This window comes from Arthrobacter sp. NPDC058130 (genome assembly GCF_042884475.1).
GTDB lineage: Bacteria > Actinomycetota > Actinomycetes > Actinomycetales > Micrococcaceae > Arthrobacter.
Window position 1 is genome coordinate 1 of record NZ_JBHVTV010000004.1, and the last position, 15,685, is coordinate 15,685.

The 15,685-nt window shown below is 68.3% G+C and carries 14 protein-coding genes; 5 read left to right on the forward strand and 9 right to left on the reverse strand.

The window, feature by feature from the left end:
• Nucleotides 1-96 precede the first annotated feature (96 nt).
• From ACFVTM_RS09670 to ACFVTM_RS09705, 8 genes are all read right to left on the reverse strand, one after another.
• On the reverse strand, nucleotides 97-600 hold the full coding sequence (locus tag ACFVTM_RS09670) for a GNAT family N-acetyltransferase (RefSeq protein WP_390203233.1): 504 nt from the start codon (nucleotides 598-600) through the stop codon (nucleotides 97-99).
• A gap of 96 nt (nucleotides 601-696) precedes the next feature.
• Complete coding sequence (locus ACFVTM_RS09675) at nucleotides 697-1,539, reverse strand: inositol monophosphatase family protein (RefSeq protein ID WP_390203234.1); 843 nt, start codon at nucleotides 1,537-1,539, stop codon at nucleotides 697-699.
• Nucleotides 1,536-3,902: an NAD-dependent DNA ligase LigA gene (gene ligA, locus ACFVTM_RS09680; RefSeq protein WP_390203235.1), complete on the reverse strand. Its 2,367-nt coding sequence runs from the start codon at nucleotides 3,900-3,902 to the stop codon at nucleotides 1,536-1,538. Before ligA ends, ACFVTM_RS09675 begins: the two co-directional genes overlap by 4 nt.
• Nucleotides 3,903-3,993: 91 nt before the next feature.
• Nucleotides 3,994-4,782 carry a PP2C family protein-serine/threonine phosphatase gene (locus ACFVTM_RS09685; protein ID WP_390203236.1) on the reverse strand — a complete coding sequence of 263 codons (789 nt, stop codon included), beginning with the start codon at nucleotides 4,780-4,782 and terminating at the stop codon, nucleotides 3,994-3,996.
• Nucleotides 4,783-4,942: 160 nt separating this feature from the next.
• Complete coding sequence (locus ACFVTM_RS09690) at nucleotides 4,943-6,268, reverse strand: adenylate/guanylate cyclase domain-containing protein (RefSeq protein WP_390203237.1); 1,326 nt, start codon at nucleotides 6,266-6,268, stop codon at nucleotides 4,943-4,945.
• The gene (locus ACFVTM_RS09695) at nucleotides 6,258-6,857 is read right to left on the reverse strand and encodes a PH domain-containing protein (RefSeq protein ID WP_390203238.1); all 600 of its coding nucleotides are present in this window, start codon (nucleotides 6,855-6,857) and stop codon (nucleotides 6,258-6,260) included. The genes ACFVTM_RS09690 and ACFVTM_RS09695 overlap by 11 nt, the downstream gene beginning before the upstream one ends.
• On the reverse strand, nucleotides 6,850-7,788 hold the full coding sequence (locus ACFVTM_RS09700) for a biotin--[acetyl-CoA-carboxylase] ligase (RefSeq protein WP_390203239.1): 939 nt from the start codon (nucleotides 7,786-7,788) through the stop codon (nucleotides 6,850-6,852). The genes ACFVTM_RS09695 and ACFVTM_RS09700 overlap by 8 nt, the downstream gene beginning before the upstream one ends.
• Nucleotides 7,789-7,974: 186 nt before the next feature.
• Nucleotides 7,975-8,865, reverse strand: coding sequence for an SDR family oxidoreductase (locus ACFVTM_RS09705; RefSeq protein WP_390203240.1), 891 nt, complete (start codon nucleotides 8,863-8,865; stop codon nucleotides 7,975-7,977).
• A gap of 203 nt (nucleotides 8,866-9,068) precedes the next feature.
• On the opposite strand from ACFVTM_RS09705, the gene ACFVTM_RS09710 reads away from it, so the two are divergent.
• From ACFVTM_RS09710 to ACFVTM_RS09725, 4 genes are all read left to right on the forward strand, one after another.
• Nucleotides 9,069-10,652 carry an acyl-CoA carboxylase subunit beta gene (locus ACFVTM_RS09710; RefSeq protein WP_390203241.1) on the forward strand — a complete coding sequence of 528 codons (1,584 nt, stop codon included), beginning with the start codon at nucleotides 9,069-9,071 and terminating at the stop codon, nucleotides 10,650-10,652.
• Nucleotides 10,649-10,954 (forward strand): acyl-CoA carboxylase subunit epsilon, encoded by a 306-nt coding sequence (locus ACFVTM_RS09715; RefSeq protein ID WP_390203242.1) that lies wholly within the window; start codon nucleotides 10,649-10,651, stop codon nucleotides 10,952-10,954. Before ACFVTM_RS09710 ends, ACFVTM_RS09715 begins: the two co-directional genes overlap by 4 nt.
• 76 nt (nucleotides 10,955-11,030) lie before the next feature.
• Complete coding sequence (locus tag ACFVTM_RS09720) at nucleotides 11,031-12,731, forward strand: DUF885 domain-containing protein (protein ID WP_390203243.1); 1,701 nt, start codon at nucleotides 11,031-11,033, stop codon at nucleotides 12,729-12,731.
• A 210-nt stretch (nucleotides 12,732-12,941) separates the two neighbouring features.
• On the forward strand, nucleotides 12,942-14,402 hold the full coding sequence (locus ACFVTM_RS09725; RefSeq protein WP_390203244.1) for a dicarboxylate/amino acid:cation symporter: 1,461 nt from the start codon (nucleotides 12,942-12,944) through the stop codon (nucleotides 14,400-14,402).
• A gap of 114 nt (nucleotides 14,403-14,516) precedes the next feature.
• Here ACFVTM_RS09725 and ACFVTM_RS09730 read toward each other — a convergent pair whose 3' ends face one another.
• Nucleotides 14,517-15,071: a Clp protease N-terminal domain-containing protein gene (locus ACFVTM_RS09730; RefSeq protein ID WP_390203246.1), complete on the reverse strand. Its 555-nt coding sequence runs from the start codon at nucleotides 15,069-15,071 to the stop codon at nucleotides 14,517-14,519.
• A 183-nt stretch (nucleotides 15,072-15,254) separates the two neighbouring features.
• Between ACFVTM_RS09730 and ACFVTM_RS09735 the strand changes: the two genes are divergently transcribed.
• A complete protein-coding gene (locus tag ACFVTM_RS09735) occupies nucleotides 15,255-15,653 on the forward strand; it encodes a YbjQ family protein (RefSeq protein ID WP_390203247.1) in 399 nt (132 codons plus the stop codon).
• Nucleotides 15,654-15,685: the final 32 nt, after the last annotated feature.

Here is a 15,685-nt window from a genome sequence, read left to right on the forward strand (position 1 = left end):
TTGTGTTAGCTCTCGACAAGCACCACACAACACCCGGAGGTCCTCTTATTGCGACAAATCATCCCCTCGTGTCACCAACGTCCCGGGACAGTACACCTAGAGCTCCTGGCGGTAGACGAGCAGTTTGATGTCTGTGCCCGGGACCAGCCAGTCGCGGTCCGGCGCCCGGAGGAAACCGGTTTTCCGGTAGAGCCCGTGGGCGCTTTCCCAGCTCTGGCCCGTGGTGAGGGCCACGGCACTGATTCCCGGCAGCGATCTGGCGTGCTCGATGATGGCCTGGACCATGGCCTTGCCGGCGCCGCTGCGCTGGACCGCCGGGTCCACCACGAGCATGCGGAACTCCAGTTCGTCGCTGCGGGCGATGTCCGCGTACGGCTCACCCTCGACCGCCAGCGTGACCGAGCCCAGGATCCGGCCGTCCCGCTCCGCGACCCACACCGTGGCGTCTGCGGCGCGCTGCCCGACGTTCTGGATCTGACGCATGTACGGGTGGTCCGCGCTTTCAAAGTAGCCCGCCGCCAGGTAGGCGTCCCGGGTGATGCGCGCTATGGCGTCGAAGTCGGCCGGAACGGCGGGGCGAATGAGGATCTGCGAAGGCACCTGTCAATGGTACGGGCGGCCGACGCCGGCCTCCCCCGGAACCGCCGTTTCCGTGACTGAACTATCACTACGTCAGGCACTGCGGCACTCCGCCGCTTAGAGCGGGAATTTCCCGGAGAGTTCCAGCGAACCGGCGCACGTCCACGCGGCCAGGCGCTCATCATCGGACGGTCCGCCGGCCAGGGGGCTGGTGAGCCGGGGCCGCCGCACCCAGCAGCCTGCTTCCTCGGCCACCAGGGCCCCGGCGGCGAAGTCGTGTTCGTTGAGCCCGCGCTCACCATAGGCGTCGTGGGTGCCGTCCGCCACGAGGCACAGGTCCAGGGCCGCCGACCCGAGCCGGCGCATGTCGGCGAAGCCGTCCATCAGGGCGCCCAGGGCAGTGGCCTGTTCCGCCCGGACGTCGGGATCGTAGCTGAAGCCCGTGGCCAGGATCTGGCCGGCCCGGCCTGGGACCGGGCCCAACAGGGCGGTCAGCCGGCCCTGTTCCTCGAGCCAGGCCCCCTCGCCGCGGGATGCGTAGTAGGTGCGTCCCAGCGCCGGGGCGCTGACGACGCCGGCCAGCCAGACGCCGTCGGCGTCCGCCACCGCCACGGAGGTGGCGTAGTAAACGATGTTGCGGATGAAGTTGGTGGTGCCGTCGAGCGGGTCGATGGACCAGCGATAGCCGCTGGGTTCCGCAGGAAGGACGGTGCCGCCCTCCTCCCCGGTGATGATGTCCCGCGGCCGGGCGGTGGTGATGACGTCGCGGACGGCGGCCTCGGCGGCGAGGTCGAAGGCCGTCACCCAGTCTCCCGAATCGCCCTTGTTGCTGACGTCCAGGGCGGCGGTCTTCCGGGTGGCCAGGACCGCGGCGCCCGCCGCCGCGGCCGCCTTGGCCAGCTCCAGCAACTCCGCAGTGCCCGGAGTCTGAGCGGAGTCCCCAGCGGGATGTGGGCTCATTCGGCCGCTGCCGCAGCATCGACGCCGAGGGACCCGCCGCCGTCGTCCATGCCAGGCACGCTATCCTCGGCGGTATCCGCGGGGCTGTCCGCGCCGGCGTCGGCCGGTCCGTCCGCCAGCAACGCCCGGAACCCGTCCTCATCCAGGACCGGGACACCGAGTTGCTCGGCCTTGTCCAGTTTGGTGCCGGCGTTCTCGCCCGCCACCACGTAGCTGGTGTTCTTCGAGACCGAGCCGGCCGCCTTGCCGCCGCGGATCAGGATGGCTTCCTTGGCCTCGTCGCGGCTGAAGCCCTCGAGGCTGCCGGTCACCACGATGGTCAGCCCTTCCAGGGTCCTCGGCGTGGATTCGTCACGTTCGTCCGCCATCCGGACGCCGGCGTCCGCCCAGCGGTCCACGATGTCGCAGTGCCAGTCCTCGGCGAACCATTCCGTCAGCGCCTGGGCGATGACCGGGCCGACGCCGTCGACGTGGGCGAGCTCCTCCTCGGAGGCCCGCCGGATGGCGTCCATGCTGCCGAACGCGGTGGCGAGGGCGCGCGAGGCCCGCGGGCCGACATGCCGGATGGACAGGGCCACCAGGACCCGCCACAGCGGCTGGGACTTGGCCTTCTCCAGTTCGCGGAAGAGCTTGTCCGTGGTGGCGGTGGGCTTGGACGGGGTCTTGGTGGTGGCCTTGGTGTAGAAGTAGGGCACCAGCTCGAATTCGCCCGTACCCACGCCCTTGGAGCGCTTCTCGCGGCGGACGCGGACGTCGGCGAGCTGCTCCGGGGTGAGGTCGAACAGGGTCGCCTCCGTGGTCAGCGGCGGGTCCGAGGGCTCGGCGGGCTGGGTCAGGGCGATGGCGGCTTCCCAGCCGAGGGCCTCGATGTCGAAGGCGCCGCGGCCGGCGAGGTGGAAGACGCGTTCGCGCAGCTGCGCCGGGCAAGAGCGGGAGTTGGGGCAGCGGATGTCCACGTCCCCTTCCTTCCCGGGCGCCAGCGGTGTGCCGCAGGAGGGGCATTCGGTGGGCATGATGAAGTCGCGGACGGGCGGGTCCTGCTGGTCACGGAGGGCCAGGACGGGCCCGACAATTTCCGGAATGACGTCGCCGGCCTTGCGCAACACCACGATGTCGCCGATCTTCACGCCCTTGGCCTTGACCACTTCCTGGTTGTGCAGGGTGGCCATTTCCACGGTGGAGCCGGCAACCTTGACCGGTTCCATCACGCCGTACGGGGTGACCCGGCCGGTGCGGCCGACGTTGACGGCGATGTCCAGCAGCTTGGTGTGGACCTCTTCCGGCGGGTACTTGTACGCCACGGCCCAGCGCGGCACCCGGGTGGTGTAGCCCAGGGCCCGCTGGGTGGCGAAGTCGTCAACCTTGATCACGATGCCGTCGATCTCGTGGGTGAGGCTGTGCCGCTTGTCCCCGTAGCGCTTGATGAAGGCCAGCACGTCCGCCAGCCCGGGAAGGACCTCGAAGTACGGGCTCGTGGGCAGTCCCCACTCGGCGAGCTTGCGGTAGGTCTCCGACTGGCTGGCGGTTTCGAGTCCCTCGCGGGCGCCGATGCCGTGGACGTACATCCGCAGCGGCCGCTTGGCGGTTTCCGCGGGGTCTTTCTGCCGCAGCGACCCCGCGGCGGCGTTGCGCGGGTTGGCCAGCGGGGCCTTGCCGGCCTCGATCAGGGCCTCGTTGAATTCGGCGAACGCCTGGGACGGGATGAAGACTTCGCCTCGGATTTCCATCTCCGCGGGGAAGCCGGTGCCGGTGAGCTGCTGCGGGATTTCCTTGATGGTCAGGACGTTGTGCGTGATGTCCTCGCCGGTGGTGCCGTCGCCGCGGGTGGCGGCCCGGACCAGCGCCCCGTCGCGGTAGAGCAGGTTGACGGCCAGGCCGTCGATTTTCAGTTCGGTGAGCCAGGCTGCCGGGTTGCCGCCGTTGCCGATCTTGGCAACGCCTGCCTCGGCCTTTACCATCCAGGCCTCAAGCTCCTCGAGCGAGAAGACGTCTTCCAGGCTGTACATGCGCTGCAGGTGCTGGACGGCCGCGAACGCCGCCGAGACCTCGCCGCCGACCTCCTGGGTGGGCGAATCGTTGGCCACCAGTTCCGGGTGCATGGCTTCGAGGGTTTCCAGCCGCCGGTAGAGCTCGTCGAACTCGGCGTCGGAGATGGTCGGCGCGTCCTCCTGGTAGTACGCAAAGCGGTGTTTGCGGACCTGCTCCACAAGGTCCTCGTACTCCTCGCGGATGTCCCCGGACGGGACCTGCTCCCCCTCCGGAGGTTGACGATCCGTGGCGTGCCCGGGGGCTTCTTCGGCGGCTTTTTCAGCTGCTTCTTCAGTGCCTGCTGCGGTCTCTGCTGCGGTCTTCCCTGTGCTCACAGACCTATCCTGCCCTAGATCACCGACATTGTCCGGTCCAAGGGCAGGTCAGGGAGGCGCGGGACCGGTCAGGGGCCGGGCGCGGGGCCGGTCAGGCGGGCGCATCCTCGCTTGCAGTCCGGGCGTCTACCACGATCGCCGTGATGTTGTCCCGGCCGCCGCTGCGCAACGCCGCCTGGATCAGTTCGTCCACGGCCGCCTGCGGGTCCGCCTCGGCCGCAAGGATGCCGGCAATCTGCTCATCGCTCAGTTCCCCGTTGAGACCGTCGGAGCAGACCAGGATCCTGTCGCCGTCCTCCAGGGGAAGCAGCCAGTAATCGGCCTCGGAGTCGTCTCCGGTGCCTAATGCCCGCGTGACAACGTGCCTGCGCGGATACACAGCAGCCTCATCTTCGCTGATCTGGCCGGTGTCCAGGAGTTCCTGCACCTCGGAATGGTCCACGCTGATCTGGACCAGCTGGCCGTGGCTGTACCGGTACGTGCGTGAATCACCAATGTTGAGCACAAGCCAGTACGGAACGTCCAGCTGTTCCACCACCACGACGCCGGACAAGGTGGTTCCGGCGCAGGATCCGGTGGCGTGACGGATGCCGGTGTCGGCCATCAGCAGATGCTCCTGGAGGATGTCCGCCGTCGCGTCCCGGCTGCCGGTCTTGAACTGTGGCAGCTCGGCCAGGGTGCGCACGCAGATGCCGCTGGCAACTTCGCCCGCCTCATGCCCGCCCATGCCGTCCGCCACGGCGAAGACGGGGTCGGCGGCAATGAAGGAATCCTCGTTAGCCTCGCGGCGCAGCCCCCGGTCCGTACCGTACCCGCAGCGCAGGCGCGGTCCCCGTTTCCCGTCTGACGGCGGGAGGGGGGCGTCTGGCGATTGGTTCATGGCGGTCCTCAATAAAGTGGTGCGCGGCTGCAGTGGTGCGCGAGGGTTCACGGCGGTCACAAACCCAGCCGGATCGCAACTGCCGGTCCGACTATTGCATATGCGCCGCACACTGAGAAGCCCGCCACGGGCTACCGCCGGGCTTATCCTGATCTGCCGCTTAGTCCAGGACCAGACCCCGGCCGCTGCCGGGCAGCAACTGCACGGGGTGGATTTCACCGAACCCGCGGACGTCCTCGGCCGGGCGGGGCACCAGGACGAAGCGTTCGTCCTGTTCCAGCGCGGCCGCGGTCATCGAATCCACCAGCACCGTTCCGGGGTCCGCGAGGGCAGTCAGGCGTGCGGCGAGGTTGACGGTGGGTCCGTAGATGTCGCCCAGGCGGGAGAGGATGCGGCCCCAGACCATGGCCACGCGGGCCTGGGGCAGGATCTCGTCCTCGGTGAAGGCGCGGCACAGTGCCAGGGAAATTTCGGCGCCGGCGGCGGGGGTCTCGGCAATGTAGAGGACTTCGTCGCCGACGGTCTTGACCAGCCGGCCGCCGCCGACGGAGATGATTTCGGCGCATTTGTTCTCGAAGCGCTGCACCAGCTGGGCGAGGGTTTTCTCGTTCATCCGGCGGGAGAGGCTGGTGTAGGACACGAGGTCGGCGAAGCCGACGGCCCGGGCCAACGGCAGCGGCGAATCGTCCTCGTCGCCTTCGCGGCCCTCCTCGCTGGACTGCAGTCCGGCCTCGGCCCGGACGGCCAGGCGCTGGACCGCGGCGTTGAGCTGCCGGCGCCACGAATAGACGAGCATTTCCTCGAGGGCGTCAATGAGGTTCGGCAGCTCGGTGACGAGTCGCTTGCGCGCGACGGCGTCCGGCACGCCCTGCTCTTGGACCATGTCTTCCACCAGGGCCTCGATCTGCCACACGACCATCCGGTCGGTCATCTGGCCGATGGCACGGGTGATCGAGATGGCGGCTTCCTCGGTGAGCTTGCCGTCACGCACCAGGTCCACGATGGTGGACAGGGCGGCCTGGTCGCGCTCGGTGAAGGCGACATCCTCGTCCCCGAGGTTGGGAAAGCCGAGGGCGCGCCAAAGTTTCCGGGCGGAGAGCAGCGAGAGTCCGGCACCGGCGGCGACTTCGCGGCGCCGGAGCTTGCGTTCCCCGCCCAGCAGCCGGGCTTCCAGGGCCTTGGCGGCGAGCCGGTCGGCGGACATCGTTCCGGTGGCCGGGGCGGCAGGGTCGGCGTCGGGCTCGAAGTCTGGATTGGCGGGCTGGCCGTCGGCCGGCTCGTGTTCGGCGGGTTCGATGAGCTCTGCGGCGTCGGTGTCGAAGGGTGCCTCAGTGTCGAAGGCGGTCTCGGCGTCGAAGGATGACTCAGTATCGAAGGCGGCCTGGGCGTCGCTGTCGGCCGCGGCCGGGCCGGTGCCGTCCCGGGGCTCCCGGGGCAAATCCGGGGCGGCGAGGTCGATGTCCTGGTGGACGTTCTCAGCGTTCATCTCTTCCACCTTCTCTCGTCTCCCACGGCCGGGCCTCGCCCGGGTTGTAGCTCATGCCCTCGCCCCCGAACACCTCACCCTTGGGGAGATCGCCGATGGCGTCGAGCATGAAATTTCGGAATGTCGCGACCTCCGGGACATCCGGAACCACCATTCCATCGGGGTACCCGGTCTCCAAGGATATATTCCCGGAGCGCAATAGGCGCTGCAACAACGATTGCTCAATGGCCACATTGCGGACGGTCGCGAGGGGTACCTGTTCGTCGCGCCGCCGTAACATGCCGTAGCGGGTAACTAATCGCTGGCTGGTCAGGATGTAACGCGTGGCGTGCCAGGCTATGACCCGCGGGAGGCAATAGCCCAGCAGCACCCACGCCGCCAGGCCCAGGCAAACGGCCACCAGCCACGGCGTCCAATCCTTGGGAATGAAGGGCACCAGCCTTGCAGGGCCGCCCTTGACAACCCAGGCGCAGGCGTACGCGGCCAACGCCGGAACAACAACAAAGAACAGCCCCGGGACAATGAGCATCCTGGGCTGCGGCCGGGTCACAACAATCACTTGCTCTCCCGGCAGGAGCACTCTACGCATAGCCGCTTTCTGCCCCGCCGCGGCCCTCGCCCTGCCCGCCGGCCCCGGCCGGGTTCCACGGCCTCAGGTGCACGACGTCGCCGGCGGTCACCACGTGTTCATGGCCAGCCGCATCAGTCACCAGGAGCGAACCATATTCGTCCAGCCGCGTGGCGTGGCCAATGATCTCGTGGTCGCCGGGGAGCTGGGCACGGACCTGCTTGCCGAGGGTCGTCAGCAAGTGTTCCACCCGCTTGTGCAGCGAGGGGCCGCCGGCCATGCCCGCGGCGGGGTCGCCGTCGGCGTTGCAGAAGCTCCGGTAGAGGGTGGCGAAGCGGGACAGGTAGCTCTTCAGGAGTTCCGTCCGGTCCACGGTGTCCGGGTTCTCCAGCAGCACGGACGTGGCGGTGGGCACCGGCAGTTCGGGCTCCGTGAGCGTGACGTTCAGGCCGGTGCCCAGGATGACCGGAGGGGTGCCGGTGCCGCCGAGCGGGCCGAGCTGGGCGAGGATGCCGGCGATCTTCCGCCCCCGCACCAGGACGTCGTTGGGCCATTTAAGTTCCGCGGGAAGCCCCGCCGTCTCCGCCAGCGCCTCACGCAGGGCGAGGGCGGCCAGGAGGGAGAGCCAGGAGTAGCTGTGGGTCGGCAGCGGCCGGCCGGCAGCGTTGACCGGGCGGAGTACGAGCGAGACGGAGACGGAGCTGCGGGCCGGCGCCTCCCACCGGCGGTCGAGGCGGCCGCGCGCGGCGGTTTGGTATTCCGCGGTCAGTACGGACAGGTCCGGCCAGGCGCCGGGGTCCTCGGTCACGCCGCGGAGGAGATCGGCATTGGTGGAACCGGTGGATTCGACCACCGTCAGGTGCGGGATTCCGTTGGCGGACAGGAACGCCTCATCGCTGAGGGCACTGAGGTCCAGGGGCGGACGGTCCGGGGTTTCCTGCACGGCTTCCATGTTTGAATCCTACCGAGGAAAGCCCGGCCCGGCTCGCGGCCCGGCTGGATCAAGCGGCCGCGGAAACTCCCCACCTTTGGCCGCCAGGCCCGGCGGGTCGGCCCGACATGCCGGGAATTTTCGGCCACCGATCCGCAAACAAGGGGAAATTCCGCAGGGAAGGCGGCCGGGAAACACTCAGCAAGTTCAGAGGAAGATGTCCGGGACCAGCTGGTCCTCCGGCGCGCCGAGGCTGTAGGGGCTGAAGTCCGTCACCCCGGCCGCGGAGAGGACCTGTTCGTCGGTGTAGAAGTTGCCGCTCCGGCTGCCGCCGGCCGGGACCGCGTTGGCACCGGTCAGCACGGCGTGGGCGGCGTCGGCCATGATCTCGGGGCTGCGGGCACCCTGGACGATCTTCTCGCCGCCGGGCATGTTGCGGATCGCCGCGGTGTCGATCAAGGTGCAGGGCCAGAGCGAGTTCACGGTGACGCCGTCGGCCTTGAGTTCCTCGGCCAGCCCCAGTGTCGTCAGGCTCATGCCGTACTTGGCCATGGTGTAGGCCAGGTGCATCCCGGCCCACTTGGGATCCAGGTTCAGGGGCGGGGAGAGCGTCAGGATGTGCCCGGCGTCGGATGCCCGCAGCGCAGGCAGCGCCATCTTCGAGAGCAGGAAGGTGCCGCGGACATTAATGTCCTGCATGAGGTCGTAGCGCTTCATGTCCACGTCGTCGGTCGTGGAAAGGTCGATCGCCGACGCATTGTTGATGACGACGTCGATCCCGCCAAAGCGGTCCACGGCGGCACCGACAGCGCCGGCGACGTCGGAGTCGTTCCGGACGTCGCCAACCAGCGGCAACGCCTGGCCGCCGGCGGCCTCGATCTTTTCGGCGGCGGTGTACACGGTGCCCTCGAGCCGGGCGTGGGGCTGGCCGGTCTTGGCCATCAGGACGATGTTGGCGCCGTCCCGGGCCGCGCGGAGCGCGATGGCGAGGCCGATGCCGCGGCTGCCCCCGGAGATGAGGACGGTGCGGCCCTGGAGGGAACCGGCGGCCTGATACGGCCCTGCGGCGGCGCCCGAAGCATCGTTGCTTGAAGTCATGAGCCCACTCTAGCGGACGGATGTTACCGACGGGTAACAAAACGGCGCCGGAGCTACATTGCGGGAAAATTGTAGGTTCCCTACAGCGGCACCCGCCAATACCGTCACTAGACTTGCCAGCAGAGCCCTGCTTTTGTGGATTCCAGCCAAAGGACCCACAGGACGGGCACCGAACAACCTAGCGACAGAGCCGGAGACACTTGATGAGCCACGATCTGACCACGACTGCGGGAAAGATTGCAGATTTCCGCGACCGCCAGGCCCGTGCCGAGCAGCCTTCCGGCCCGGAAGCGATCGAGAAGCAGCACGCGCGCGGCAAGAACACCGCCCGCGAGCGCATCGACCTGTTGCTGGACGCCGGTTCGTTCGTCGAATTCGATGCGCTGGCCGTGCACCGCTCCACCGCCTTCGGCATGGAGAAGAAGAAGCCGCTCGGCGACGGGCTCGTGTCCGGCTACGGCACAGTGGACAGCCGCCCGGTCGCCGTCTACAGCCAGGACTTCTCTGTCTACGGCGGCTCCCTGAGCCAGGTAAACGGCGAGAAGATCGTCAAGGTCCAGGAGTTCGCACTGCGCAACGGCTGCCCCGTGGTGGGCATCCTCGACGGCGGCGGCGCCCGCATCCAGGAAGGCGTCGCCTCGCTGGCCATGTTCGCGGACATCTTCCGCAACAACGTCCACGCCTCCGGCGTCGTCCCACAGATCTCCCTCATCATGGGCCCCTCCGCCGGCGGCGCCGCCTACTCCCCCGCCCTGACCGACTACGTGGTCATGGTGGACAAGACCTCCCACATGTTCATCACCGGCCCGGATGTCATCAAGACCGTCACCGGCGAAGACGTGGACATGGAAACCCTCGGCGGTGCCCGCCAGCACAACGCCAACACCGGCACCTCGACATACCTGGCCTCCGACGAGGCCGACGCGGTCGAGTTCGTCCGCGAACTGCTGGACTTCCTGCCCTCCAACAACCTCGCCGAGGCTCCGGTGCTGGAGCACCAGCAGGAGCTGGAGATCGACGACGACGACCTCACCCTCGACGCCCTGATCCCGGACTCGGCCAACCAGCCCTACGACATGCGCAAGGTCATCGAGCAGATTGTCGACGACGCGCACTTCCTGGAGATGCAGTCCCTCTACGCCCCGAACGTGATCATCGGCTACGGCCGGGTGGAGGGCCACACGGTGGGCATCGTGGCCAACCAGCCCATGCAGTTCGCCGGCACCCTGGACATCGCCGCTTCGGAGAAGGCCGCCCGCTTCGTCCGGCACTGCGACGCCTTCAACATCCCCATCATCACGCTGGTGGATGTCCCGGGCTTCCTGCCGGGCAAGGACCAGGAGTTCCAGGGCATCATCCGCCGCGGCGCGAAGCTGCTCTACGCCTACGCCGAGGCCACCGTGCCCAAGCTGACCGTGATCACCCGCAAGGCCTACGGCGGGGCCTACATCGTGATGGGCTCCAAGAAGCTCGGCGCGGACCTCAACCTCGCCTGGCCCACCGCCCAGATCGGCGTCATGGGCGCCCAGGGCGCCGTGAACATCCTGTACCGCCGCGAACTCGCCGCGGTGGCCGAGAACGGCGGCGACGTCGAAGCCAAGCGCGCCGAGGTGATCCGACAGTACGAGGAAGAGCTGCTGAATCCCTACCAGGCCGCCCAGCTGGGCTATGTGGACTCCGTCATCGCGCCGTCCGAGACCCGGGTGCAGATCATCAAGGGGCTGCGCGCGCTCCGGGACAAGCGGGCCGCGCTGCCCGCCAAGAAGCACGGGAACATCCCGCTGTGATCCCCACCGGCTCCCAACCTTCGCAAGCTCAGGCCGGGTCCCTCGCCGGCGTGGGCCCAGCCATCGAGCCGGCAGTACCGGCCGACGAAACAGCAAGCGACGCGGCGCCAGCCCTGCTTTCCGTAGTGAAGGGCGATCCGACGCCGGAAGAGCTGGCAGCGCTGACCGCCGTCGTGCTGTCCCTGGGACAGGCCGAGCAGGCCGCACCGGAAACCCCGGGCGTCCGGCACTGGGTCCGCCGGCAGCAGCTTCGGCTGGCACCCCGGCCGGGACCGGATGCCTGGCGCCGCAGCCTGGGCTGAACGTCCCCGGCTGGGCGGGGGCAGAAAAAGTTCAGTGACTCTTTCATAACTGACTTGCCCGGGCTAGTCTCGTCGGGTGACTACCGAAACGATCGCCTCAGACAACACTGCCCCCGTGCGCCAGCAGACCGCCATCGACGCGGTCGCCGACGCCTACACGGACACCCTGATCCGGCTGAATCCGAGCTTCGCCACCGAGCTCGGCCTGCCCGGGCACGAGACCGAGTACCAGGACTTCTCCCCCGCCGGCCACGAGGAATTCGCGGCTGCCGCTCGCGAGGCACTCGCGGCGCTGGACGGATTGGAACCGGTTGACGACGTCGACGCCGTCACGCTCGACGCCATGCGCGAGCGGCTGGGCCTGCACCTGGAAATCCACGAATCGGGCTGGGACACGGCCGACCTGAACAACATCGCCTCGCCGTCCCAGGACATCCGCGCCATTTTCGACCTCATGCCGACCGATACCGCCGCGCAGTGGGACCACATCGCGGGCCGGGCCCACAATGTCCCCGCCGCGATCGACGGCTACATCGAGTCGCTGCGTTCGGCGCTGCAGGACGGCAAGGTTTCTGCGGCCCGCCAGGTGTCGATCGTGATCGAGCAAGCCACCAAGCACGCCGCGGAGGACGGCTTCTTCGCGAAGCTCGCCGCCGGCGCCAAGACCGCGGAAGGCCCGCTGCCCGCCGACGTGCAGTCAAAGCTCGACGCCGGCGCTGCCGCCGCGCGGGTGGCCTACTCCCGGCTGGCCGGCTTCCTGGAGTCCGAGCTGCTGCCGGTCGCCCCGGCCAAGGATGCCGTGGGCCGCGAGCGCTACGCCCTGGCCTCCCGCGACTTCCTCGGCGCCACCGTGGACCTGGAGGAAACCTACGCCTGGGGCGTGCAGGAGCTTGACCGTCTCATCGCCGAACAGGAGCGCGTGGCCGGGGAGATCCGGCCCGGCGCCACGATCGAGGAAGCCAAGGAGATCCTGGACAACGATCCCGCGCGCCAGCTCAAGGGCACCGATGCCCTCCAGGCCTGGATGCAGGAGCTCTCCGACAAGGCCGTGGCCGACCTCGCGGGCGTGCACTTCGAGATCCCGGACGTCATGAAGACGTTGGAGTGCCGGATCGCGCCCACTGATGAAGGCGGCATCTACTACACCGGCCCCTCGGACGACTTCAGCCGCCCGGGCCGGATGTGGTGGTCCGTGCCGGCCGGCGAGGACACCTTCACCACGTGGGCCGAAACCACCACGGTTTACCACGAGGGCGTTCCCGGCCACCACCTCCAGGTCGCCACCGCCACCTACCGCCGCGAGCTGCTGAACAAGTGGCGCCGGAACGTCTGCTGGACCTCGGGCCACGGTGAAGGCTGGGCGCTTTATGCGGAGCGGCTCATGCAGGAACTGGGCTACCTCACCGATCCGGGCGACCACATGGGCATGCTGGACGCCCAGCGGATGCGTGCGGCCCGCGTGGTGTTCGACATCGGGGTGCACCTGGAGCTGGAGGTCCCCGAACGCTGGGGCTCCGGAACGTGGACCCCGGACAAGGGCTACGAGTTCCTGAAGCAGAACCTGGCGATCAGCGAAGGTCAGCTGAAGTTCGAGTTCACCCGCTACCTGGGCTGGCCGGGACAGGCGCCCTCGTACAAGGTGGGCCAGCGGCTCTGGGAGCAGATCCGGTCCGAGCTTGAATCCCGCCCCGGCTTCGATCTCAAGTCCTTCCACACGAAGGCGCTGAACATCGGCTCGGTGGGCCTGGATACCCTCAAGCGCGCACTGCTGGGGTAGGGCGGTTCCCGGGAGCAGGCATCGTTCCGGATGCCTGCTCCCGGGCGTCCCTTGACGAGACAATCGCCACATCCTGCCCGGGAATAACTTCACAAAAGTGCCGAACCACGCGGAAAGGCCGGGATCTCGCGCTGCGGGACCTCAAGTTGGCCCGTAACATTTCTCAACATCCGTTCGCCATGCTATGAATGGCCGCCCTAGCGTGTTCCGGTGACCACTCAGACAAACACCCCCGCACCTGCTGGAAAGACCGGGTTCCAGCTGCCCACATGGGCCGGATCCTTCGGCTTCCAGATCATCGCCGCCTTGATCGTCGGCCTGGGCCTTGGCCTCCTCGCCAAGTACACCGGCAGCACCAAGACGAGCCCCAACGCCCTCGGCGCCACACTGCAGACCATCGGCTCGAGCTACGTTTCGCTGCTGCAGACCGCCGTGGTCCCCCTCATCTTCACCGCCGTCGTCAGCTCCATCTCCAACCTGCGCGCGGTCTCCAACGCCGCCCGGCTGGCCTGGAACACGCTGCTCTGGTTCGCGATCACCTCGCTTGTTGCCGTGCTGATCGGCATCGGCCTGGGCATCCTGCTGCAGCCCGGCGCCGGTACGGGCATCAACCAGGAAGCCAAGTACACCGGCAAGTCCGGCGACTGGTGGGCCTTCCTCACCGGCCTGTTCCCGAAGAACTTCCTGGGCCTCGGCGCGAGCACCACCGTCACCGACGGCGTCGCCACCACCGCCGTGAGCTTCAACGTCCTCCAGATCCTGGTGATCGCGATCGCCGTCGGCGTCGCCGCGCTCAAGGTGGGCAAGGCCGCCGAGCCGTTCCTGAACCTCAACGCCTCCGCCCTCGCCGTCATCCAGAAGGTCCTCTGGTGGATCATCCGGATCGCGCCGCTGGGCACCGTCGGCCTGATCGGCAACGCCGTGGCCGTCTACGGCTGGGACACCATCGGCTCGCTCGGCAAGTTCACTGTGGCGATCTACATCGGCCTGGCGCTTGTGCTGTTCGTGGTCTACCCGGTCCTGGTCCGCAGCCACGGGCTGTCCGTCAAGCAGTACTTCTCCGGTGTGTGGCCGGCCGTGCAGCTGGCCTTCGTCTCGCGCTCCTCGATCGGCACGCTGCCGCTGACCCAGCGCGTGGCCGAGCGGAACCTGGGCGTCCCCCGCGCCTACGCCTCCTTCGCGGTGCCGCTCGGCGCGACCACCAAGATGGATGGCTGCGCCGCGATCTACCCGGCCGTGGCGGCGATCTTTGTGGCCCAGTTCTTCGGCATTCAGCTGGACTTCACCCAGTACCTGCTGATTGCACTCGTGTCCGTGCTCGGCTCGGCCGCGACCGCGGGCACCACGGGCGCCGTCGTCATGCTGACCCTGACGCTCTCCACGCTGGGACTGCCGCTGGCCGGCGTCGGGCTCCTGCTGGCCATCGACCCGATTCTGGACATGGGCCGCACCGCCGTCAACGTGGCCGGGCAGGCCCTGATCCCGGCGATCGTGGCCAAGCGCCAAGGCATCCTGGACGAGACGCTGTACAACGCGCCCCGGAACGGCGATCCGTTCGTCGACGACGCCGATGGCACGGTCGATGTCGATGGCACGGCCGCCGTCGATCCCGCGCCCGCCGCGGCTCCGGCGGGACGGGACGATCGGGAACTGGCGGACGCGAAAGCGTAGCCACTGGAACGACCGCTGACAGGGAAGTCCCCGGAAACCCCGGGGACTTCCCTGGTTTAAGCGGCGTCTCAAAGCGGCGTCGGCCCGAATCCGTCGGCCCAACTACCCAGCGGCCTAGCGTCCGCCGATCACGCCCTTCTCGGCGGCCTTGGTGACGGCATCCGCCTCCGCCTGGGTCAGTGTGCCGTCCTTGACGGCCTGGTCCAGCCGCGGCTTCAGCGCTGCGGCGTGGCTGGCCTGCTCGGCGGTGCGCAGTTCCTCAAGGGCTGCGGTGACCTTGGCTTCATCGATGCCGAGAGACTTCGCCAGGGATGCGGCCAGGGCCTTTTCCATGGCGGCGCGGTCCGGTCGCTGCCCTGGGGCCGGCGGGGTGGCCTGCTTGTTGGCTTCACGGAAGGCCTTCAGGGCGTCAGTGACCTTGGCCTCGTCAACGCCCAGCTTGGCGGCGAGGTCTTTGGCGCGGGTGCCGAATTCCGCACCGCCGTGGCCGTGGCGTCCACCGCGCATGCCGTGGCCGCCGGCGAAATTGTCCGCCGGGGCACTCGAGCTGGGGGCCGGGGTGGGGGTCGGCGTCGTGGTGGCGGAGGCAATCCCTGCAACTCCGAGCCCGGCGCCCAGTGCCACGGCCGCGGCCCCGAGGCCGAGCGCAATTTTGGTGGTGCGTGACATGTGCTGTCTCCTGGATCTGCCGCGCGGTGACGGCGCTTGAAGCCAATAGTTTTGCCGGGGAAGGCTGCTCAACGGGCATCATCAGTCTGCACCCGCCCCAGCAGAGATAGCTGTTTCCCACCTTTCACTTTCCTGTGAATCTCACAGGGAAACGCGGGCGGCAAAAGTGGATAGGCTCTGGGCATGCTGATCGTCACATCGAACGACATTCCGGGCCACCGGATCGACGCCGTCTTCGGCGAAGTCATGGGCCTGACCGTCCGCTCCCGGGACATCACAGCCCAGGTCATGGCCGGCTTCCGTTCCCTCGGTGGCGGCGAGGTGCTGGAAATGACGCGGGCGCTCTACGACAGCCGGCAGGATGTCATGGCCCGGATGGTGGCCGAGGCCGAGCAGCGCGGCGCCAACGCCATCGTCGCCATGCGCTTCGACACTTCAGCGATCGGGGCGAACTGGACAGAAATCTGCGCCTACGGCACTGCCGTTTTTGCGATTCCGCTGTCCCAGGATCAGCCCGGAGCCACCGGCCAGTCGATCTATCTGACCAATTCCGGCGGCACTGCGTCCCAGCTCAGGCCCTGATTCCCGGCTCAAGACCCCTTCAAGAAGATACT

Coding starts and splice junctions, on each gene's coding strand:
- ACFVTM_RS09675 (WP_390203234.1), bottom strand. CDS start 1,539: ATGAGCCCACATCCCGCTGGGGACTCCGCTCAGACTCCGGGCACTGCG.
- ACFVTM_RS09685 (WP_390203236.1), bottom strand. CDS start 4,782: ATGAACCAATCGCCAGACGCCCCCCTCCCGCCGTCAGACGGGAAACGG.
- ACFVTM_RS09690 (WP_390203237.1), bottom strand. CDS start 6,268: ATGAACGCTGAGAACGTCCACCAGGACATCGACCTCGCCGCCCCGGAT.
- ACFVTM_RS09695 (WP_390203238.1), bottom strand. CDS start 6,857: ATGCGTAGAGTGCTCCTGCCGGGAGAGCAAGTGATTGTTGTGACCCGG.
- ACFVTM_RS09700 (WP_390203239.1), bottom strand. CDS start 7,788: ATGGAAGCCGTGCAGGAAACCCCGGACCGTCCGCCCCTGGACCTCAGT.
- ACFVTM_RS09705 (WP_390203240.1), bottom strand. CDS start 8,865: ATGACTTCAAGCAACGATGCTTCGGGCGCCGCCGCAGGGCCGTATCAG.
- ACFVTM_RS09710 (WP_390203241.1), top strand. CDS start 9,069: ATGAGCCACGATCTGACCACGACTGCGGGAAAGATTGCAGATTTCCGC.
- ACFVTM_RS09730 (WP_390203246.1), bottom strand. CDS start 15,071: ATGTCACGCACCACCAAAATTGCGCTCGGCCTCGGGGCCGCGGCCGTG.
- ACFVTM_RS09735 (WP_390203247.1), top strand. CDS start 15,255: ATGCTGATCGTCACATCGAACGACATTCCGGGCCACCGGATCGACGCC.